The sequence below is a fragment of the Enterorhabdus sp. P55 genome (assembly GCF_009911695.1).
Classification (GTDB): Bacteria; Actinomycetota; Coriobacteriia; order Coriobacteriales; family Eggerthellaceae; genus Enterorhabdus.
Genome location: NZ_QWKK01000024.1, coordinates 1 through 18,917, shown reverse-complemented (window position 1 = coordinate 18,917; position 18,917 = coordinate 1). Strand labels below are relative to the sequence as shown.

At 66.3% G+C, this 18,917-nt stretch carries 16 protein-coding genes; 15 read left to right on the top strand and 1 reads right to left on the bottom strand.

Annotated features, from left to right (window positions below; translation table 11 throughout):
- The first annotated feature begins 6 nt into the window (after positions 1 to 6).
- The 10 genes from ccsA (at position 7) to D1643_RS04085 (ending at position 13,478) form a co-directional block, all read left to right on the top strand.
- Entirely contained in the window at positions 7 to 780 is a 774-nt protein-coding gene (gene ccsA, locus D1643_RS04130; protein ID WP_160708927.1) for a cytochrome c biogenesis protein, read from the top strand.
- A gap of 9 nt (positions 781 to 789) precedes the next feature.
- On the top strand, positions 790 to 981 hold the full coding sequence (locus D1643_RS04125; RefSeq protein ID WP_160708925.1) for a hypothetical protein: 192 nt from the start codon (positions 790 to 792) through the stop codon (positions 979 to 981).
- Between the two features lie 177 nt (positions 982 to 1,158).
- Positions 1,159 to 1,572 (top strand): YbaN family protein, encoded by a 414-nt coding sequence (locus D1643_RS04120; RefSeq protein ID WP_160708923.1) that lies wholly within the window; start codon positions 1,159 to 1,161, stop codon positions 1,570 to 1,572.
- Positions 1,573 to 2,080: 508 nt separating this feature from the next.
- Positions 2,081 to 2,893, top strand: a complete 813-nt coding sequence (locus D1643_RS04115; protein WP_160708921.1) for a UTP--glucose-1-phosphate uridylyltransferase — start codon at positions 2,081 to 2,083, stop codon at positions 2,891 to 2,893.
- 480 nt (positions 2,894 to 3,373) lie between these two features.
- Positions 3,374 to 4,693 (top strand): replication-associated recombination protein A, encoded by a 1,320-nt coding sequence (locus D1643_RS04110; RefSeq protein ID WP_160708945.1) that lies wholly within the window; start codon positions 3,374 to 3,376, stop codon positions 4,691 to 4,693.
- 283 nt (positions 4,694 to 4,976) lie between these two features.
- Positions 4,977 to 5,759: a DUF948 domain-containing protein gene (locus tag D1643_RS04105; RefSeq protein ID WP_160708919.1), complete on the top strand. Its 783-nt coding sequence runs from the start codon at positions 4,977 to 4,979 to the stop codon at positions 5,757 to 5,759.
- Between the two features lie 9 nt (positions 5,760 to 5,768).
- A complete protein-coding gene (locus D1643_RS04100) occupies positions 5,769 to 7,328 on the top strand; it encodes an AI-2E family transporter (protein ID WP_236643365.1) in 1,560 nt (519 codons plus the stop codon).
- A 240-nt stretch (positions 7,329 to 7,568) separates the two neighbouring features.
- A complete protein-coding gene (gene alaS / locus D1643_RS04095) occupies positions 7,569 to 10,205 on the top strand; it encodes an alanine--tRNA ligase (RefSeq protein WP_160708917.1) in 2,637 nt (878 codons plus the stop codon).
- Positions 10,206 to 10,324: 119 nt separating this feature from the next.
- Positions 10,325 to 12,832 (top strand): type I restriction-modification system subunit M, encoded by a 2,508-nt coding sequence (locus tag D1643_RS04090; RefSeq protein WP_160708915.1) that lies wholly within the window; start codon positions 10,325 to 10,327, stop codon positions 12,830 to 12,832.
- On the top strand, positions 12,825 to 13,478 hold the full coding sequence (locus D1643_RS04085; protein ID WP_160708913.1) for a hypothetical protein: 654 nt from the start codon (positions 12,825 to 12,827) through the stop codon (positions 13,476 to 13,478). The genes D1643_RS04090 and D1643_RS04085 overlap by 8 nt, the downstream gene beginning before the upstream one ends.
- Here D1643_RS04085 and D1643_RS04080 read toward each other — a convergent pair.
- Positions 13,475 to 14,401, bottom strand: coding sequence for a site-specific integrase (locus D1643_RS04080; RefSeq protein WP_160708911.1), 927 nt, complete (start codon positions 14,399 to 14,401; stop codon positions 13,475 to 13,477). The genes D1643_RS04085 and D1643_RS04080 overlap by 4 nt on opposite strands.
- A gap of 165 nt (positions 14,402 to 14,566) precedes the next feature.
- Here D1643_RS04080 and ruvX point away from each other — a divergent pair, with 165 nt between their 5' ends.
- From ruvX to aroC, 5 genes are read left to right on the top strand one after another with little or no spacing between them, the layout of a single operon-like run.
- The gene (ruvX, locus tag D1643_RS04075; protein ID WP_160708909.1) at positions 14,567 to 14,989 is read left to right on the top strand and encodes a Holliday junction resolvase RuvX; all 423 of its coding nucleotides are present in this window, start codon (positions 14,567 to 14,569) and stop codon (positions 14,987 to 14,989) included.
- 13 nt (positions 14,990 to 15,002) lie between these two features.
- The gene (gene mltG, locus D1643_RS04070) at positions 15,003 to 16,142 is read left to right on the top strand and encodes an endolytic transglycosylase MltG (RefSeq protein ID WP_160708907.1); all 1,140 of its coding nucleotides are present in this window, start codon (positions 15,003 to 15,005) and stop codon (positions 16,140 to 16,142) included.
- Positions 16,143 to 16,151: 9 nt separating this feature from the next.
- Positions 16,152 to 16,700, top strand: a complete 549-nt coding sequence (locus D1643_RS04065) for a YqeG family HAD IIIA-type phosphatase (protein ID WP_160708905.1) — start codon at positions 16,152 to 16,154, stop codon at positions 16,698 to 16,700.
- A complete protein-coding gene (locus D1643_RS04060; RefSeq protein ID WP_160708903.1) occupies positions 16,700 to 17,659 on the top strand; it encodes a shikimate dehydrogenase in 960 nt (319 codons plus the stop codon). The genes D1643_RS04065 and D1643_RS04060 overlap by 1 nt, the downstream gene beginning before the upstream one ends.
- A gap of 12 nt (positions 17,660 to 17,671) precedes the next feature.
- On the top strand, positions 17,672 to 18,844 hold the full coding sequence (gene aroC, locus D1643_RS04055) for a chorismate synthase (RefSeq protein ID WP_160708901.1): 1,173 nt from the start codon (positions 17,672 to 17,674) through the stop codon (positions 18,842 to 18,844).
- Positions 18,845 to 18,917 lie beyond the last annotated feature (73 nt).

Sequence of the window (18,917 nt, the reverse complement as noted above, 5' to 3'; positions counted from 1 at the left end):
GGGCCCATGGCCCGAGAAGGAAAGACCCCGCGCCTGCCTGAGGCGGGGCAATGGCCTGACAAGGTGGCGCCTGCCGCGCTCGTCGCCGGCATCGTGCTCACCACCGTCGGGTTCCTCATGGCGTTTCTGACCGTGCCGCCGGTGGGCGGTGCCACCGTGGGCGGCGTCGAGCTCATCGGCGACGCCATGGTCAACCAGAAGATGCTCCTGTCGCAGAAGATCTTCTACTTCCACATGCCCGTGGCCATCACGTCGTTCGTGGCGCTGATCTTCGGCGCCTACTACAGCGTGCGCTTCCTCATGACGAAGAGCCAGCGCTTCGATACCTGCGCGCGCATCGCGCTGGAGCTGGCCCTGCTGTTCGTGGTGATGACCATGGTCACCGGCGAGATGTGGACGCGCTTCGAGTGGGGCGTGTGGTGGAGCTGGGAGCCGCGGCTTACCACCTACCTCATCCTCATGCTCATCGTCATCGCCTACTTCGTGCTGCGCAGCTCCATCGACGAGCCCGAGCGTCGCGCCACCTTCGCCGCCGTGGTGGCCGTCATCGCCGCCATCGACGTGCCCATCTGCTTCATGATCACGCGTCTCATCCCCTCATCCATCCACCCCGTGGTGCTGCGCGAAGGGGGCATGAGCCCCGAGATGGGGCTGTGCGTGGGCCTTGTGGCCCTCGGGATGCTGTGCGTCTGCTTCGCCCTGTACCGCGCCCGCTTTCGCCAGGTCCGCCTGTGCCAGCGGGTGGACGCCCTCAAGGAAACCCTCGACGACGAACGCTAGGAGAGAGCCATGAACCCCATTCTCGCTGACATCTACTCGACCATCCTGCCCTCCGCCCCCTACGTCATCGCCGCCTACGCGCTTCTGTGGGTGGCGCTGCTCGTCTACCTCCTCATCATTGCGCGCGGCACTAAGAAGGCCGAGGCCCAGCTTATGCTGCTCGAGGAGGCCGTGGCCGACGAGCGCGCCAAGGGGGAGTAGGCACTTCGTCGCGCGTGGCCTTGCGGGCGCCTCTCTGCGCTTCCGCGAGCGTGCGGCTGGAGTATTTGTTTCCTTAGGAAAACTTTCTGTCTGCGAGCTGTCTTTCGATGTGTTACCATTGGCTAACATTGATAGGGCGGCCGGAGTTGGCCGGCGCGCCGAGAGAGAGGAGAGGCCTTGAGCCGCATCGTCCGCATCCTTATGATGGCCGCCGCCTGGGTGTGCTTCGCCGTTGGCTGCATCGGCATCGTCGTGCCCGTGCTGCCCACCACGCCCCTCGTGCTGCTGGCGACGCTCCTCTTCGCCAAGTCCTCGCCTCGCTGCCATCGCTGGATCTGCTCGTCTAAGGTCTACCGCGCCTATGTGGTGCCCTTCCGCCAGGCAGGCGGGATGCCGCTCTCTGTGAAGGTGCGCGTGCTCGCGGTGTCGTGGGGAGTCATGGCCGTGAGCGCGCTGCTCGTGCAGAAGCCGACGGTCTGGGTCATCCTCACGGGGTGCGCCCTGTTCATGCTCTACCTGGTGGGCTTCCGCATTCCCACCGTCGACGTTGCCCCCGTCGCCCCGGCGCGTGTGGCCGAGGAAGCCGAGTAGGCCCTCCTGCCTCCCTCCCGCGCTGTCCGCCCGAGCCGCTCGCCCGCGCTGTCCGCCCGCCGTCCGCGCTGTTCGCCCGCGCCTCCCGCCCGTCTCCCGCGCTGCTCGCCTGCCTCGCGCTTCACGCCCGCGCTGCTGCCGCCTGGGGAATTCGGCGGCTCTGGCGCGCAGCCGCGTGGCCGAGGACAGGCCCGCCCCCCGCTGCCGCTTCTGCTTCCGAGGAATTCGGCGGCAGAAATGCAAATTTCGACGGTTTTGCACTCCCCGTGGCCGCTCAGACGGGGTTTTCGCCGGCTTCGGAGGATAAAACCCCAGGTCGGCCTTGGCTGGATCCGGTGGCGGCGGTTTCTCGGCGCTCATCTCGGGTGCAAAACCGTCCGAATTTGCAGGAAGCGCCTCAGATGGCGGGGTTCGAAGGCGCCCTGTAGTATCATGGCCTCATCCCGGCGGCACCGCGCGTGCCGCCTTCGCGCGCCCCTGAGGCGCAGGCTCAAGAGAAAGGTGCTCGATGAAGGCGCTCATCCCTGCTGCGGGTCTGGGAACCCGCTTTTTGCCCGCCACCAAGTCCCAGCCCAAAGAGATGCTGCTCGTGGTGGATCGCCCGGCTATCCAGTACGTGGTGGAGGAGGGCCTGGCCTCGGCTGCCGACGAGGTGGTCATCATCAACAGCCGCGAGAAGAAGTCCATCGAGGATCACTTCAGCCCCGATCCGGCGCTCGTGGCGCTGCTGCGCGAGCGCGGCAAGGACGCCTACGCCGACGCCGTGGAGAAGGTGGGCGGCTACAACGTGAGCTACGTCTACCAGGAGGAGGCGCTCGGCTTGGGGCACGCGGTGCGCTGCGCCGCCGAGAAGACCGGCGACGAGCCGTTCTACGTGCTGCTCGGCGACGTGCTCGTACCCGACAACAAGATGCTGCCGGCCATGCAGGCGGTCTCCGACGCGCACGGCGGCGCGAGCGTCATCGCCGTCATGCCCGTACCCGACGACCAGGTGAGTCGCTTCGGCGTCATCGCCGGCCAGGCTGTGGCCGCTGACGTGTGGAAGGTGGACTCGCTCGTGGAGAAGCCGGCGCTCGAGGACGCGCCGTCCAACCTGGCCGTGTTCGGCCGCTACCTCCTGAGCCCGCGGGTCATGGAGCTGCTGGCCGACGTGGAGCCAGGCGTGGGCGGCGAGATCCAGCTGACCGACGCGCTTGACGCGGTGCTGCGCGAGGAGGAGATGTACGCGCTCATCGTCGACCCGGCCGATGGCTTCGACACCGGCACCGTGGAAAGCTGGCTCGAGACCAACAACGAGCTCTACCGCAGAGCCCATGCCTAAGAAGCAGAACGGCCCCGCTTGGCGGGGCCGTTTTCTTGTGGGGAGGGGCTACCGCGCCGCCCGTGAGGCGCTGTCGAGGCCGTGGGGCGGCGCAGGTGCCCGAGGATCCGACGCGGCGCGCTTCGGTACGCGAGGAGGGCCCTCGGGGAGCAGATGTGCCGCCCCACGGCCCCGGAGAAAGAAGTGGCCCGGTGGAGAGGGGAGCTCCACCGGGCCGAAAGGAGGGGATGACGCGGCTCCTCGGAGCCGCTTCTGCTTCGTTCCAAAGCAGGCAAGTGGAGTAGGAGGGGAACCTTCGCACTTGCTGGTACCCAGTATAACGTGACCCTTTGAATAAGCCATGAATGCCCGGTGGGCATCTTGTGAATTTCCCATCCACACTTTGAGGAGTTTGTCAAATCCTCGCAGATCGTCAATGATATTCCAAACATTTGTTTGTTCTCGTCGTCCTAGCCGCCGGCCCGTGGTACCATGACCGCCATGGATACGCTGTTTACTGAAGTGGAGAACGCGGAGCGCAGCCGGGTGGCTCCCCTGGCGGTGCGCATGCGCCCCCGCACGCTCGACGAGCTGGTGGGCCAGGCCGAGGCCGTGGGGCCGGGCAGCTGGCTGCGCACGGCCATCGAGCAGGACGCGCTGAGCTCGGTCATCCTCTACGGCCCGGCTGGCACGGGGAAGACCTCGCTCGCGCACGTGATCGCGGAGTCGACGAGGGCCACGTTTGTGGAGGTGTCGGCCATCGGCGGCACGGTGTCAGACCTCCGGCGCGAGATCGATGCCGCGGAGAAGCGGCTGCTCATGGGCGGGCTGCGCACCATCTTGTTCGTGGACGAGATCCACCGCTTCAACCGCTCCCAGCAAGACGCCCTGCTCCATGCGGTGGAAGACCGCATGGTGGTGCTCGTGGGCGCCACCACCGAGAACCCCTTCTTCGAGGTGAACTCGGCGCTCATCTCGCGCTCACGCGTGGTGGAGCTGCGCTCGCTGGCAGACGAGGACATCGCAGAGCTTGTCGCGCGGGCCGTGGCCGACGAGCGCGGGCTCGGCGGCCTCTACGCGCTGGAGGACGAGGCGCGTGACGCGATCGTGCTGCTGGCCGGCGGGGACGGCCGCACGGCGCTCACCACCCTTGAGCTAGCGGCGGGCATGGTACCCCCGGGCACGCAGAAGGCGCCGGTGGCCATCACCGAGGCCATGGTGCGCGCGGCCACGCCGCACCGGACGCTGCCCTACGACAAGAACAAGGACATGCACTACGACGTCATCTCGGCGTTCATCAAGTCCATGCGCGGGTCAGACCCGGATGCCGCCGTCTACTGGCTCGCCCGCATGATCGACGGGGGAGAGGACCCGAAGTTCATCGCGCGCCGCATGTACATCGCCGCATCGGAGGACATCGGCAACGCCGATCCCCAGGCGCTGCTCGTGGCTGCGGCGGCCTTTCGCGCCGCCGAGGTCATCGGCTACCCGGAGTGCCGTATCAACCTGGCGCAGGCCGCCATCTACCTGGCGCTCGCTCCCAAGTCCAATGCGGCGGAGGCTGCCATCGACGCCGCTCTGGCGGAGGTGCGCCACGGGCCCGCGCGCAAGGTGCCCGACCACCTGCGTGACCGCCACCGCCCCGGATCGGAAAGCTATGGAGCCTACAAGTACCCGCACAGTTACCCGGCCGGCTGGGTAGAGCAGCAGTATCTGCCCGACGGCCTTGCCCGCGGCGCCTTCTACCAGCCGGGCGTCCGCGGCTGGGAGGCCTATCGATCAGATGCCGCCGCCCGCGACCGCGCCGATGCGCAATCCTGAGCCGACGTCCGCCGGGGGAGGGCGTCGCCCTGCCGCGCCCGAGAGCATGGGCGGGCCGCCTAACGGGGATCGCTCGTGGCACCTTCTCCGCAGGCGTTGCCGCGTGCGTTCGGGGGGGGGTGGGCGAGAGGCCCTCGGCGTGCATCGCCGGCCTTCCTGCCAGGTAACGGGGAGGCATCGGGGGAATCCCCGGCGCGTAAAAGCGTGAGGGGCCTGTATAGAATAGGCCTCTGAAGACCGCGAAGTGCTATAGTTTAGCTTTCAAGTCAACGAGGAGGCTGACATGGAACTGCTCAACATCGCCCTGCCCATCGTCTACGCGCTCGTCGGCGTCGCCCTGGTGTGGTTCATCGTCGAGCTGGTCATGACCGTGCGCACGGCGCGCAAGACGGTCAAGTCCGTCAAGCAGCAGATCGACCCCACGCTGGAGAGCGTCGGAAAGATCACCGCGTCGCTCGAGCCGGCCGTGGCCAACGTGAACAAGCTCACCGAGCAGCTGCAGCCCACCATCGAGCACGTGGAGAACATCACCGCGTCGCTCGAGCCTGTCTCCGCGAAGATCGACCCGCTCGTCGACCGCGTCTCGCTCACCGTAGACGCCGCCAACTTGGAGATCATGCGCGTGGACCAGATCCTGGAGGACGTCACCCAGATCACCGAGTCGGTGTCGAACACCCTCGACACGGTGGACACCGTCACCAACGCCCCGCTCGAGCTGGTGAACTCCGTTACCGACCGCGTGCGCTCCCGCTTCAAGCCGCGCTACGCGAGCAAGGAGTCCGAGCAGCTCGGCCAGACCGCCTCGTCCGGCAGCCATGCCGTGAGGGACTTCGTGGACGCCGCCTCTGACGCGGCTGGCGCCGCCGTGTCCGAGCAGCGCGCCCGCATGCACGAGCGCAAGGGGGCCCGCGCGGCCCGCGCCGAGGCCGCCCACGCCCGCGGCGAGTCGCTGTCCGATACCGCTGCGACCATGACCGACACCATCGTCGATGCCGTCGATGCCGATACCGCGCCGACGGCAGGCTCGGGCTATACCACCATCGCCCCCGAGGCCGACCAGCGCTAGCGGCTCGCCATGAAGCTCCCCGACCCCTCCAAGCCCGCGCCGAAGGCGCCTCGCCGCCCCTCGGTGATGGACACCATCACCCTGCCGCCGGTGGAGGAGGCCGTGGAGGCCTATGCCAAGGCCGACGGCTACGTGCACGCCCCGGGCCCTGAGGCCCAGGAGACCGCCCGATCGGTGGAGGCCGCAGGGCTCGCAGTCGGGGAGGCCGTGTCCCAGGAAGCCCTGCGTGCCGACAAGGCGCGCCGGCGCTTCCTCGATGTGTGGACGGCGGTGGGTGCCATTCTGCTCACGGGCGTCGTCGTCTACCTGCTCAGCATCCTCTCGGTGCCGGTGTCCATCGTCATCTGGACGGTGGTCATCGTGTTCTGCCTGCGCGGCGTCGTCAACGGGCTTGAGCGTCGCGGCGTCAACCGCACGGTGGGCACGGCGCTCGCCTACGTGGCCATGGCGCTTGTGCTCGGGTTCTTCGCCTTCCTGCTGTTCTCGCCGATGTTCGGCCTGAACGCCCAGTTCGCCGACCTCATGTCGTCCATCCCGCAGTATGTGGAGGCGCTTTCCGCCTGGGGCAACGACCTCTACGCCCGCTATGCGCACGTCTTCGAGGACGCTACGGTCAAGCACCTCATCGACGAGGTGCAGTCCAACCTCACCGCCTGGGCGTCTGCGGTGGCCCAGGGCAGCGCGTCGGGCCTCATCGGCGTGGGAACCGTCATCGCCAACGGTCTCATGGCCCTGGGCTTCGCGCTCGTCATCGCCTTCTGGGTGCTCATGGAGCTGCCTGCCATCGGCCGGGAGTGCCGTCGCCTCCTGGACGAGCGCCGCATCGAGGACGCTGAGTTCCTCCACTACACGTTCACCCGCGTCATGGGCGGCTACATCAAGGGAACCCTGCTCCAATGCGCCATCATCGGCATCGTCTGCGGTGTGCTGTTCGCGGTGCTCGGCATCCCCAATGCTGCGGCCCTGGGCGGCATCACGGGCGTGCTCAACATCATCCCCATCATCGGCCCGTGGCTCGGCGGCGCCGCGACGGCTGTCGTTGCCGTGTTCGTGAGCCCGCTCGCGGCCCTCATCGCGCTCGTTGGCACCATTCTCGTCCAGCAGTTCGTCTACACGTTCATCTCGCCTAAGATCATGTCGAACTCGGTCGATGTGCACCCGGCGCTCACCCTCATGGCCCTCATGGTGGGCTCGGCGCTCGGCGGTGCCATGAGCGGCCTGCTCGGCTCGCTCGTGGGCATGCTCGCCTCCATCCCCGCGGTGGCGGTCATGAAGTCGGTGTTCGTCTACTACTTCGAGAAGCGCACCGGCCGTCGCGTGGTGGCCGAGGACGGCGTCTTCTTCAAGGGCACCACGTCCGAGACGAGCGACAACGCTCCCGACCCCATGGCCGATGCCGTCTCGCCGCATCCGGACTCCACGGCTGCCATGGAGCGCATCGAGCTGGCGCGTGCCGAGGGCCGTCGCGGTCCGTTCGCCGGCTGGAGCCCGGCTCCCATGGAAAAGAAGGGCAAGGCCGCGAAGGCGAAGAAGGATCGAAGGCCGCCTGCCAAGGGAAAGCACGGCTAGCGCTCCGCGCGCGTCGGTGCGCTTCGGCTCGACGCGCCGCCGTCTCTTGCGATTCCGCCTGACGCCGGTGCGGCGCGCCCGCGTCGGTGCGGCATGTCAGCGGATCGTGTTTCCCTGCCGCTCGGCCGCCGCCCGGGCGCCTTCCGTACTATAATGTTCCGTCAGCGTGTCCGCCCCGGCGGCGCGTCGTCACGGGAAAGCGGGCCGGCAGGCCCTCGCCATAGACAGAAAGAGCAACCCATGGAATTCATGACAACCGCCGAGATCCGCGAGAAGTACCTCAGCTACTTCGAGGGCAAGGGCTGCAAGCGCATGCCGTCGTCCTCCCTCATCCCCGATGATCCGTCGCTTCTGCTCACGAGCGCCGGCATGGTGCAGTTCAAGCCCTACTTCCTGCAGCAGAAGCAGCTCGAGGAGCCCTACATCGGCACCACCACCGTGCAGAAGTGCGTGCGCACCAACGACATCGACATCATCGGCACCACCGGCCGCCATCTGAGCTTCTTCGAGATGCTTGGCAACTTCTCCTTCGGCAAGTACTTCAAGAAGGAGATGTGCGCCTGGGCCTACGACTTCTCCGTCAACGTGCTTGGCCTGCCGGCCGAGCGCCTGTACTTCACCGTGTTCGAGGACGACGACGAGACCATCGAGATCTGGAAGGACCTCGGCGTGCCCGAGGATCACATCTCGCGTCTCGGCGAGGACGACAACTTCTGGCGCGCCGGCCCCACCGGCCCCTGCGGCCCCTGCTCGGAGATCTACTTCGACCAGGGCCCGGAGTTCGGCTGCGACAGCCCTGACTGCGCGCCGGGCTGCGACTGTGACCGCTTCCTCGAGTACTGGAACTGCGTGTTCACCCAGTATGACGGCCAGGAGGACGGCACGCTTCTGCCCCTGCCCAAGAAGAACATCGACACGGGCATGGGCCTCGAGCGCATGGCCGCCATCATGCAGGGAGTCCAGTCCAACTACGACACCGACGTGCTGCGCAGCCTGGTGGGCGTAGGCGAGCGCCTCTCGGGCAAGGTCTACGGCGACGACCCCGAGGCTGACCTGGCCCTGCGCATCATCGCCGATCACAGCCGTGCGGTCACCTTCATGATCGCCGACGGCATCCTGCCCTCCAACGAGGGCCGCGGCTACGTGCTGCGCCGCCTGCTGCGCCGCGCCATCATGAAGGCCCACCTCATCGGCATCGAGGGCCCGTTCCTCAACGAGTACGTGGACGAGATCGTGCGCCTCATGGGAGATGTGTACCCCGAGATCGTGGAGAACCGCGAGCTGGAGCGCAAGCTCATCCTGGCGGAGGAGGATCGCTTCGGCGCCACCCTGCGCCAGGGCCAGAGCTTTCTGGAGGAGGCGCTCGCCAACTTGGAGGGCGACGTGCTGGCCGGCGAGGAGGCCTTCACCCTGCACGACACCTACGGGTTCCCCGTGGAGGTGACGCGCGAGATAGCCGAGGCTCGCGGCGTGACGGTGGACATGGAGGGCTTCGAGCGCTCCATGACGGCCCAGCGCGAGCGCGCCCGCGCCGCCGGCGCGAAGGACGCCGAGGCTGCCTGGTCCACCTACGGCGGCGTCTACGCCGACCTGCTGGCCGAGCTCGGCCCCACGCGCTTCGTGGGCTACGACGCCACGGCCGCCGAGGCCCGCGTGGTCGCCCTCGTGCGTGACGGCGAGCGCGTGGACGCCCTGGCGGCAGGGGAGACGGGTGAGGCTGTCTTGGACGTCACCCCCTTCTACGCCGAGATGGGCGGCGAGGTGGGCGACACCGGTCTGCTGGAGAACGGCGAGGGGCATGCCTACGTGCTGGACGCCAAGGCGCCGGAGAAGGGGCTTACCGTCCACTCCGTGCGCTGCGAGGACGGCCCGCTGGCCGTGGGCGATGCCGTGGTGGCCCGCGTCGACGCCCAGCGCCGCGCGGCCATCGAGCGCAACCACACGGCCACCCACATCCTCCACGCGGCCCTGCGCCAGGTGCTCGGCGAGCACGTCAAGCAGGCCGGCTCCTACGTGGGCCCCGACCGCCTGCGCTTCGACTTCACCCACTTCGAGGCCCTCACCCCCGAGCAGATCGCCGAGGTCGAGCGCGTGGCCAACCTGCGCATCATGGAGGCCGTGCCCACGAGCATTTACGAGACCTCGCTCGACGAGGCGCGCGCCAACGGCGTGACGGCGCTGTTTGGCGAGAAGTACGGCGAGACCGTGCGCGTAGTGGAGGCGGGCGACTTCTCCCGCGAGCTCTGCGGCGGCTGCCATGTGGCCAACACTGCCGAGATCGGCTTCGCGAAGATCGTCTCCGAGTCGTCGGTGGGCGCCAACCTGCGTCGCATCGAGGCCGTGACCAGCTACGGCGCGCTCGCCTACGTCAACAAGATGGAGGCTGAGCTCAAGGAGGCCGCGGCCGCCCTGCGCGTGTCGCCCTCGGACGTGGCCGAGCGCGCGGCCGCCAACGTCAAGGCGCTCAAGGAGCTCCAGCAAAAGAGCAAGCGCGCCCAGGGCGCCATCGGCGGGGATGCCGTGGCCGGGCTGCTGGCCCAGGTGCAGGAGGCCCCGGCCGGCTATCCGGTCATCATCGCGCGCGTCGAGGTCGGTGACGGCGGCCAGATGCGCAACCTGTGGGATGTCGTGCGCTCGCGCATGGAGCGCCCCGGCGCGCTCGTGGCGGCTGCCGTGACCGACGGCAAGCCCGTGCTCATGGCCGCCGGCTCCGACGAAGCCGTGGCCGCTGGCTTCAACGCCGGCGCCCTCATCAAGGCCATGGGCCCGGCCATCCAGGGCGGCGGTGGCGGCAAGCCCACCATGGCCCAGGCCGGCGGCAAGAACGCCGAGGGCATTGACGACGCCCTCCAGATCGCTCGCGACATGATCCTGTAGCGTTCTCGCGAAGAAGGCCCCGAAGCGCCCCGCCGCCACCCGCGCGCGGGGCGCTTTGCGTTATGCCTGCGTCCGGTATAATCGCCTTACCTGCGATTATGCGAGGAGGAAACGAACCTATGAACAAGCATCAGCTCGCATCCAAGATTTGGGAATCTGCCAACCGCATGCGCGGGAAGGTGGAGGCAAGCGAGTACAAGGACTTTATCCTCGGCTTCATCTTCTACAAGTACCTTTCCGAGCAGGAAGAGCAGTTCTTCCTCAAGGAGGGCATGACGGCCGCTGACATGACGGAGCTCACCGAGGAGGATGCTGAGACCGTAGGGTACGCCCAAAATCGCCTGGGCTATTTCATCTCCTACGATAACCTCTTCTCCACGTGGATTGCCGAGGGGAACGACTTCACCATCTCGCGTGTCTACGATGCGCTCTCGGCGTTTGGCCGTCTTGTGAGCCCCAAGCGCAAGAGACTGTTCGAAGGCGTGTTTGCCACCTTGCAGACGGGGTTGTCCAAGCTGGGAGACGCCGCTTCGCAGACGCGATCCGTACGCGAGCTCATCCATCTCATCCAGTCCATTCCCATGGACGGTCGCCAGGGCTATGACGTGCTTGGCTACATCTACGAGTATCTCATTGAGAAGTTTGCATCGAGCGCTGGCAAGAAGGCCGGCGAGTTCTACACGCCCCACGAGGTGTCGCAGCTCATGTCCGAGATCGTGGCCGACCACCTTCATGAGCGCGACAACATACGCATCTACGACCCTACGAGCGGTTCGGGATCGCTGCTCATCACCATCGGCGAGGCGGTCAAGCGTCGCATGGGCAATGCGGACGGCATCGTCTATTACGCGCAGGAGCTCATCCAGTCCACCTACAACCTCACGCGGATGAACTTGGTCATGCGCGGAATCAGCGCCGCGAACATCTACGTGCGCAACGGCGACACGCTCGAGGATGACTGGCCGTACTTCGACGATGCCGACCCGTCGGGGACGTACGACCCGCTCTATGTTGACGCGGTGGTGTCCAATCCGCCGTACTCTCAGCGCTGGGAGCCGGATGGGAAGGACGTGGACCCCCGCTTCTCGAACTACGGCCTGGCTCCGCGGTCGAAGGCTGACTACGCGTTCCTGCTTCACGATCTCTTCCACCTGAAGCCGTCCGGCATCATGTGCATCGTCTTGCCGCATGGCGTTCTGTTCCGCGGCGGCGAGGAGGGCCAGATCCGCCGGAACCTTATCGAAAACGACAAGATAGCCGCCATCATAGGCCTGCCTGCGAACATCTTCTACGGCACCGGCATTCCCACCATCATCATGGTATTGAGGCAGAACCGCCCGGAAAGCGATGTGCTCATCGTCGACGCCTCCAAGGGCTTCGAGAAGGACGGGAAGAACAACAGGCTGAGGTCGTCGGACATCAGGCGGATTGTCGACGTCGTCGATTCTCGCTCAACGGTCGAGGGCTTCTCGCGCCTCGTCAGCAAGGACGAGATTCGCGAGAACGACTACAACCTGAACATCCCTCGCTACGTGGACTCGTCGGATCCAGTGGAGACATGGGACTTGTATGCCTCCATGTTCGGGGGTATCCCCCTTGCTGAAATCGACGATCTGGGAAGATTCTGGCAGGCGTTTCCCGGCCTGAGGGAGTCTGCCTTCGGGTCTGATGACGGACATTGTGCTCGCCTTTGCGTGGATGACCTGAAGGAGGCGGTTCTCGATCATGAGGCGGTGAAGGCCTATTTCGCTCGCTACGACGAGGCCTTCGGGGCTCTTCGCGCCGATGCTGCGAGAAAGCTTGTAGGCAACTGGGAATCGGTCGATCCCCTAGGTGCCAAGGAAGAGCTTGCCGACGAGATCTTCGGGCGAATGGAGCTCTTCCCCCTGCTCGACAAGTATCATGCGTTCCAGGCGCTTGACGATGCCTGGGAATCTGTCGCCGCTGATTTAGAGATGCTGCAGACCGAGGGGTTCGAAGCGGCGCGCGTCGTCGATCCGCGACTTGTCATCAAGAAGAAGAACGGCAAGGACGTCGAAGTCCAGGAGGGCTGGCAGGGGCACGTCATCCCCTTTGACTTGGTGCAGGATCTGGTTCTGGCTGACGAACTCGAGGCTCTGAGGGGTCTAACGGAAGATCTTGCTTGCGTGAAGGGGGAGTGCGACGCCCTGGCAGAAGAGCTGCCTTCGGAAGAGGACGACGCGGCGGAGTCCGAGTTGACCGAGGACGAGGTGACGGAGAAGCAGGAGAAGCTTGCCGCGCTGCAGAAGCGTCAGAAGGCGCTGAAGAAGTCGGTGAAAGAGGCGGAGGGCGCACTGGAGCTTGCGACGGCTGAGGCGATGAAGGGGCTATCCGACGCCCAGGTTCATGAGCTGCTGGAGCGAAAGTGGATCGATCCGCTTGTGGAGGCATTGGAAGCGCTACCCCGAAAGGCCGTCGACGAGCTGGTTGCGAAGATAGGGGGACTCGAGGACAAGTACGGCGACACCTATGCCGATGTGGCCCAGCAGATCAGCGAGACGGAACGTGAGCTCGACGAGATGCTGGGACAGCTTGTCGGAAACGACTTCGACATGCTCGGCATCGCCGAGCTGCGCAATCTCCTGGGCGGTGGGCAGCATGACTGAGCAGCGTAAGTCGGAAACAGAGCGCAAGCCCACCCTGAGATTCAAAGGTTTCACCGATCCTTGGGAACAGCGTAAGGCTGGAGAAGTTGCTTCGATGGTTTTCCGTGCGATTGCTGTAGAGGATGACCGTGAATACCAGTTGATAACTGTTAGACGTAGAAACGAAGGCGTGGTTCCTCGCGTCAAGCTGATGGGGTCCGCCATACTAGTAAAGAACTACCAAGTTCTCGAGGCTGGCGATTTTGTTATTTCGAAGCGCCAATTGGTACATGGCGGTAATGGATGCGTTCCGAATGATCTTGCAGGCTCAATCGTTTCAAACGAGTATTTGGTGATTGTTGATAGTCCAGAGGTGTCTGCGAAGTTTTGGGCTTTGCTGTCCAAAACAAAATCAATGTATAGAAGCTATTTCTTGAGCTCCTTTGGCGTGGACATAGAGAAGCTTGTCTTTGACGTCGACGATTGGTCGGCGAGATGCTTGTTTTTGCCCAGTGCTGCTGAACAGCGCTCTCTGTGCGCGCTCTTCCAAAGGCTCGACTCGCTCATCACCCTTCACCAGCGTGAGGGGCGGGCGTGTTCTGTCTGTTGGTTGCGTCTGGCTCTCGGGGCCTCTTGTCGGTTTGTCAGCGTGAGCGCGCTGGGCTAGATAAGGCTGGAAATCGAGCGCATGACCAAGTCAACGTCTTGGTTCTCCAATTCTTGGATGATATGCAGGTAGGTCTTCTGCGTCGTGTTCATGCTGGCATGGCCAAGCCTCTTAGCGACACTTGCGATGGACACTCCAGCAAAGAGCAGCAGCGATGCGTGGGTGTGCCTGAGTCCGTGGATGGAGATAACGGGAATCTGCGCATGGCGGCAATGTCGCTCTAGGACGCTGTTGGCAGTCGAGTTGTATACCTTGCCCCGAACGAAGATGGGCTCGTCGTTTGGCATGGACTTGGTGAGCTCGGAGAACTGGATGACGAGCTGCCAGTCGAGCTGCACCTTACGTACTGACGAGCGATTCTTTGTGGGAACGAATCCTGTGCCAGACTTGTAATCCCAGGTCTTGCTTATGGATACGATCTGCCGGGAAAAGTCGAAGTCTGCCGGTGTGAGGGCGATGGCCTCGGAGAACCTCAGGCCCGTCTTGGCGATGAGCAGGATAAGCCAGTCCCATGATATCTCAGGTCCGAGATCCAAATCGTTGAGCAGGCGATGGAGCTCAAACTGGTTGAGGTATTTCTGCTTCTTCGCCTTGGGCGGAACTCCCTTGATGATGGCCTTGCGCGTAGGATCGCGGTCAATGAGCCCCTCGTCGACCGCATCGAGCACGGCGCCCTTCAGCTGATGGTGGAAGTCCATGGTGGTCTGCCGCTCATGGCAGGAGGCATAGTCGTTGAGGAGCCGCTGATAGGTTATCCGGTTGAGTTCCGAAAGCTTCAGCTGGGGAATGAGCCTCGAGAGCCACATCTTCGTCAGCTGATACTTTCGCAGGGTGACATCGCGAACCGCTCCTTCCTTGTACATGGCGACCCATTGCTGATAGTAGTCGTAGAAGGTGCTGTCCGTGGTAAGCTCGCTGGGCATAAAATCTCCTCTCTCTCCGAAAAACTGAAAGCGCGCTCACGCTGGCGTAATGGGGGGAGAAGGGGGGAATTTTCCATGATGCGCACGTCGCCGTCAAAGTGCAAGGGAACGAACGTGCGATAAGGTAGAATAGCGGGAGCGAAACGCAAGGCGAGAGGAGCGCGGATGCGCGTCATGGCATTGGACATCGGGGAGGTGCGCGTGGGGGTGGCGGTGAGCGACCCGGGAGAGCGCGTGGCGTCTCCGGTGTGCGTGCTGCCGGCGGCCGAGGTGGCCTCTGGCGCGAAGTCCTTCCGGCGGCTTCTGGAGGACTGGGAGCCGGAGCTTCTGCTGTGCGGCCTGCCGCTTACCCTGGCTGGTGAGGAGGGGCCGCAGGCGGCGCGCGTTAGGAAGGTGTCGTCCCAGGTCAGCGCTGCGACAGGACTTCCCGTCGCCTTTGCCGACGAACGCCTGAGCTCAGCGGCGGCAAAGCGTAGTTTGCGTGAAAAGGGCTACGACGAGCGAGCCATGCGCGGCAAAGTCGATATGATAGCGGCAAGTTTGTTCCTGCAGGCGTGGCTCGACGAGCGCGCCGCCCAGGCGAGATAAGGATACCCGCCCCATGCCCCTCCATCGAAAGCAGCTCACCTATTCCGAACGTCCCAACCACGCCGCTCGCGCGGCCCACGCGCGGGGCGATGAGCTGTTCCGCACCTACGACACGAGCGCCATCCGCCCCAAGCGCAGCAAGGCCCCGGCTATCGTCGCCGCCGTGCTCGCGCTCGTGGTGGTGGCTCTGGCCGTCTTCCTCATCCTGCGCTTCGTGAACCCGCCGGCCGACCTGCTGCCCGAGGGGCAGACGGCCGTCATCACCATCGAGCAGGGCGAGGGCGCCTACAACGTGGGCCAGTCGCTGGAGGAGGCCAAGCTCGTGGCCTCGGTGGACAAGTTCGTCGACCGCGTGCGCGAGCTGGACGCCGAGAGCGCGCTCATCCCCGGCACCTACCAGTTCGCCGGCGGCACCTCGCTCGACGACATCATCGCCACTCTCAAGGCGGGCCCTGCGGCCACGGGCGACACCCTCACCGTGCCCGAGGGCCTCACGCGCGAGGCGACGGCCGCCGCCGTGGCCCAGGCCACGAACGGCCGCGTGAGCGCCGAGGACTTCCTGGCCGCCTCCGCCGACGCCAGCGCGTGGGCCGGCCAGTTCCCCTTCCTGGAGAGCGCTGGCACCAACTCGCTCGAGGGCTTCCTGTTCCCCAAGACCTACTCCGTCACCGTGGGCGATGACGCCAACGCCATCGTGGCCATGATGCTCACCCAGTTCCAGACCGAGACGGCGGAGCTTTCGTTCGCCTACCCCGAGTCCCAGGGCCTGAGCCTCTACGAGACCGTCACCCTGGCCTCCATCGTGGAGAAGGAGGCGGCGCCCGAGAACCGCGCCACCGTGGCCTCGGTGTTCTACAACCGCCTGGCCTCCGACCGCCCCTATCTGGAGTCTGACGCCACCACCGCCTACGAGGTGGGCCACGACCCCACGGCTGACGAGGTGCACGCGGACACTCCCTACAGCACCTACTCTAACCCCGGCCTGCCGCCGACGCCCATCTGCTCGCCGAGCCTCGAGTGCCTGAAGGCCGTGTGCGAGCCGGATCAGACGAACTACCTGTTCTTCTACTTCAAGCCCAACGCGTCGGGCGGCATGGACTACTTCTTCAGCGAGACCTACGACGAGCACCAGCGGGCCATCGCCGGAAACTAGGTCGCCGTCATGGGGCTGCTGGATCCGGATCGGTACTTCTCGCGCCTGTCCCACATCGACGTGGAGCGCGACCTGCGGGCCCGCGGGCTGGACTGCGTCCTGCTTGACATCGACAACACCATTCTCACCCGCGACACCCACGAGGTGCCCCGTGACGTGCGGCTGTGGCTCGCGCGCGCCCGTGAGGCGGGGACGGGGGTATGCCTTGTGTCGAACAACTGGCACGCGTCGGTTCACGCGCTCGCCGGCGAGCTGGACCTGCCCATCGTGGCCAAGGCCCTAAAGCCCTTGCCCCACGGCCTGCTGCTGGGGATGCGCAAGCTCGGCGGCACGCGCTCCTCCGCGGTGATGGTGGGGGACCAGCTGCTCACCGACGTGGCCGCGGCGCATCTGGCGGGGATGAAGGCCTACATGCTGCAACCGCTGGTCGAGCAGGACCTGCCCCACACCCTCCTGCTGCGCAACTTGGAGCGTATGATGCTGGGGTCGCGTCAGCCCGAGCCCGCGCCGCCCGCCTGCCGCCAGAACATGGAGAACCGCTCCCAGGAGGGACTGTGATGACCGTATCCGCCGCCGGCGCGCCGCCGGCCGAGACGCCCCAGAAGCTCTACGTGCTGGGCCACCCCATCGCCCACTCGAAGTCGCCCGTGATGTACAACGCCGCCTACGAGCGGCTCGGCCTGCCCTGGCACTACGGGGCCATGGACCTGCCCGACGCGCTCGACGCGCGCGCGTTCCTCAAAAAGCGCGACTTCCTCTCCGTCAACATCACCACGCCCTACAAGCCGCTCGCCTTCGAGCTGGCCACGGCCCGTGCCGCCTCGGCGCGCCTGGCTCACGGCGCCAACGTGCTCGTGCGCAAGGGCGATGCCCTCATCGGCTACAACACCGACGGGCAGGGCTGCGTGGCCAACCTGGAGCGGGCCGGCTTCGACTTCGCCGGCAAGCGCGTGGCTGTGTGCGGCACGGGCCCCACGTCCCTGGCCATCCTGCACGCCGCCGCCCAGGCCGGCGCCGACGAGGCGCTGCTGCTCGGGCGCGACAAGGACCGCGCCGCCGAGGTGCTGCGCGCCTACGTGGACGAGTACGGCCTTCTGGCCCGCGCCACCATCGACCTGCCGGCTGCGAGCGAGGGTCACCTGAGCTTCCGCGAGGCCTTCGACCACGTGTGCTTCAAGTACGGAAGCTACGCCACGTCCACCCAGGCCATTGCCGCGGCCGACCTCATCATCGACGCCACGCCGCTCGGCATGGCCGAAGGCGACCCGGCGCCCTTCGACACAGCGCTGCTCCACGGGGGGCAGTGGGTGTTCGACGCCGTCTACGGCCACGGCGAGACGGCTCTTGTGGCGGCGGCCCGCGCGGCGGGGGCCACGGCGCTCGACGGCGCCGGCATGCTCGTGGCCCAGGCGGTCGTCACCGTGCAGATCGTCTGCGACATCGCTGAGGCGCCCCAGCCGCTTGGCTTCGACGAGCTGTTCGCCCTCATGGCCGAGGCCGCCGGCTTCGACTGCTAAGAAAGGATGCCCATGGAATACCTCACCGCAGGCGAGAGCCACGGCCCCGAGCTCACGGCCATCGTGACGGGCGTGCCCGCCGGCCTCGTCATATCCGAGGAGCAGATGAACAGCGACCTGGCGCGGCGCCAGGGCGGCTACGGCCGCGGCGGCCGCCAGACCATCGAGCGCGACAAGGTGCGCGTCACGGGTGGCCTGCGCTTCGGACGCACGCTCGGCGGCCCCATCGGGCTTTCCGTCCGCAACCGCGACTGGGTGAACTGGTCGGATCGCATGGCCCCCTTCGGCCCGCCTCCGGCCGACCTCAAGCGCGAGGTCACGCCGCGCCCTGGCCACGCCGACCTGGTGGGCGCCCTGCGCACCAACACCGACGACTGCCGCAACATCCTCGAGCGCGCGAGCGCGCGGGAGACGGCGGCGCGCGTGGCGGCCACGGGCATCGCCCGCGAGCTTTTGGCTGAGCTGGGGGTGGAGGTGTTCTCCTATGTGGTGTCCGTCGGCGACGCGGCCATGGACGAGGACGACCCCCTGACGGCGGCAACCACCTACACGCCGCTTGACATCGAGCTCTCGGAGATGCGCTGCCCGAGCGCGCGCGCCACCGATGCCATGAAGGCCGCCATCGACAAGGCGCGCGCTGCCGGCGAGAGCCTGGGCGGCACGTTTCGCGTGGTGGCCCGTGGCCTCGTGCCCGGGCTTGGCGGCTATGCGAGCGCCTCAGACCGGCTGACCTCGCGCATCGGCGCGGCCCTGTTCGGCATCCCCGCCATCAAGGGCGTCGAGTTCGGGCTCGGCTTCGAGGCCGCGCGCCGCCCCGGATCCCAGGTGCACGACCCCATCGTGCTCGAGGGCTCCGACGGCTTCCAGCGTTCGTCGAACAACGCCGGCGGCCTGGAGGGCGGCATGACCAACGGCATGCCGCTCATCGTCACCGTGGCCATGAAGCCCATTCCCACGCTCATGAAGCCGCTCGACACGGTGAACCTGGACACGCTTGAGGTCGAGCAGGCCTCCAAGGAGCGCAGCGACGTGTGCGCCGTGCCCGCCGCAGCCGTCGTGGCCGAGGGTGAGGTGGCGTTCACCCTGGCCAACGCGTATCTGGAGGCATTCGGCTGCACCAACATGACCGACCTCAAGGCGGCCGTGAAGTCCTACAAGCAGCGCCTGAGGACGATGTCGCGGTGAGCCGGCGGGGAAGGGGAGGCCGCGCTGGGGCGTCGGCGCGGCCGGCGGCGGCGCGCGGGGCCCGGCCCGGCGG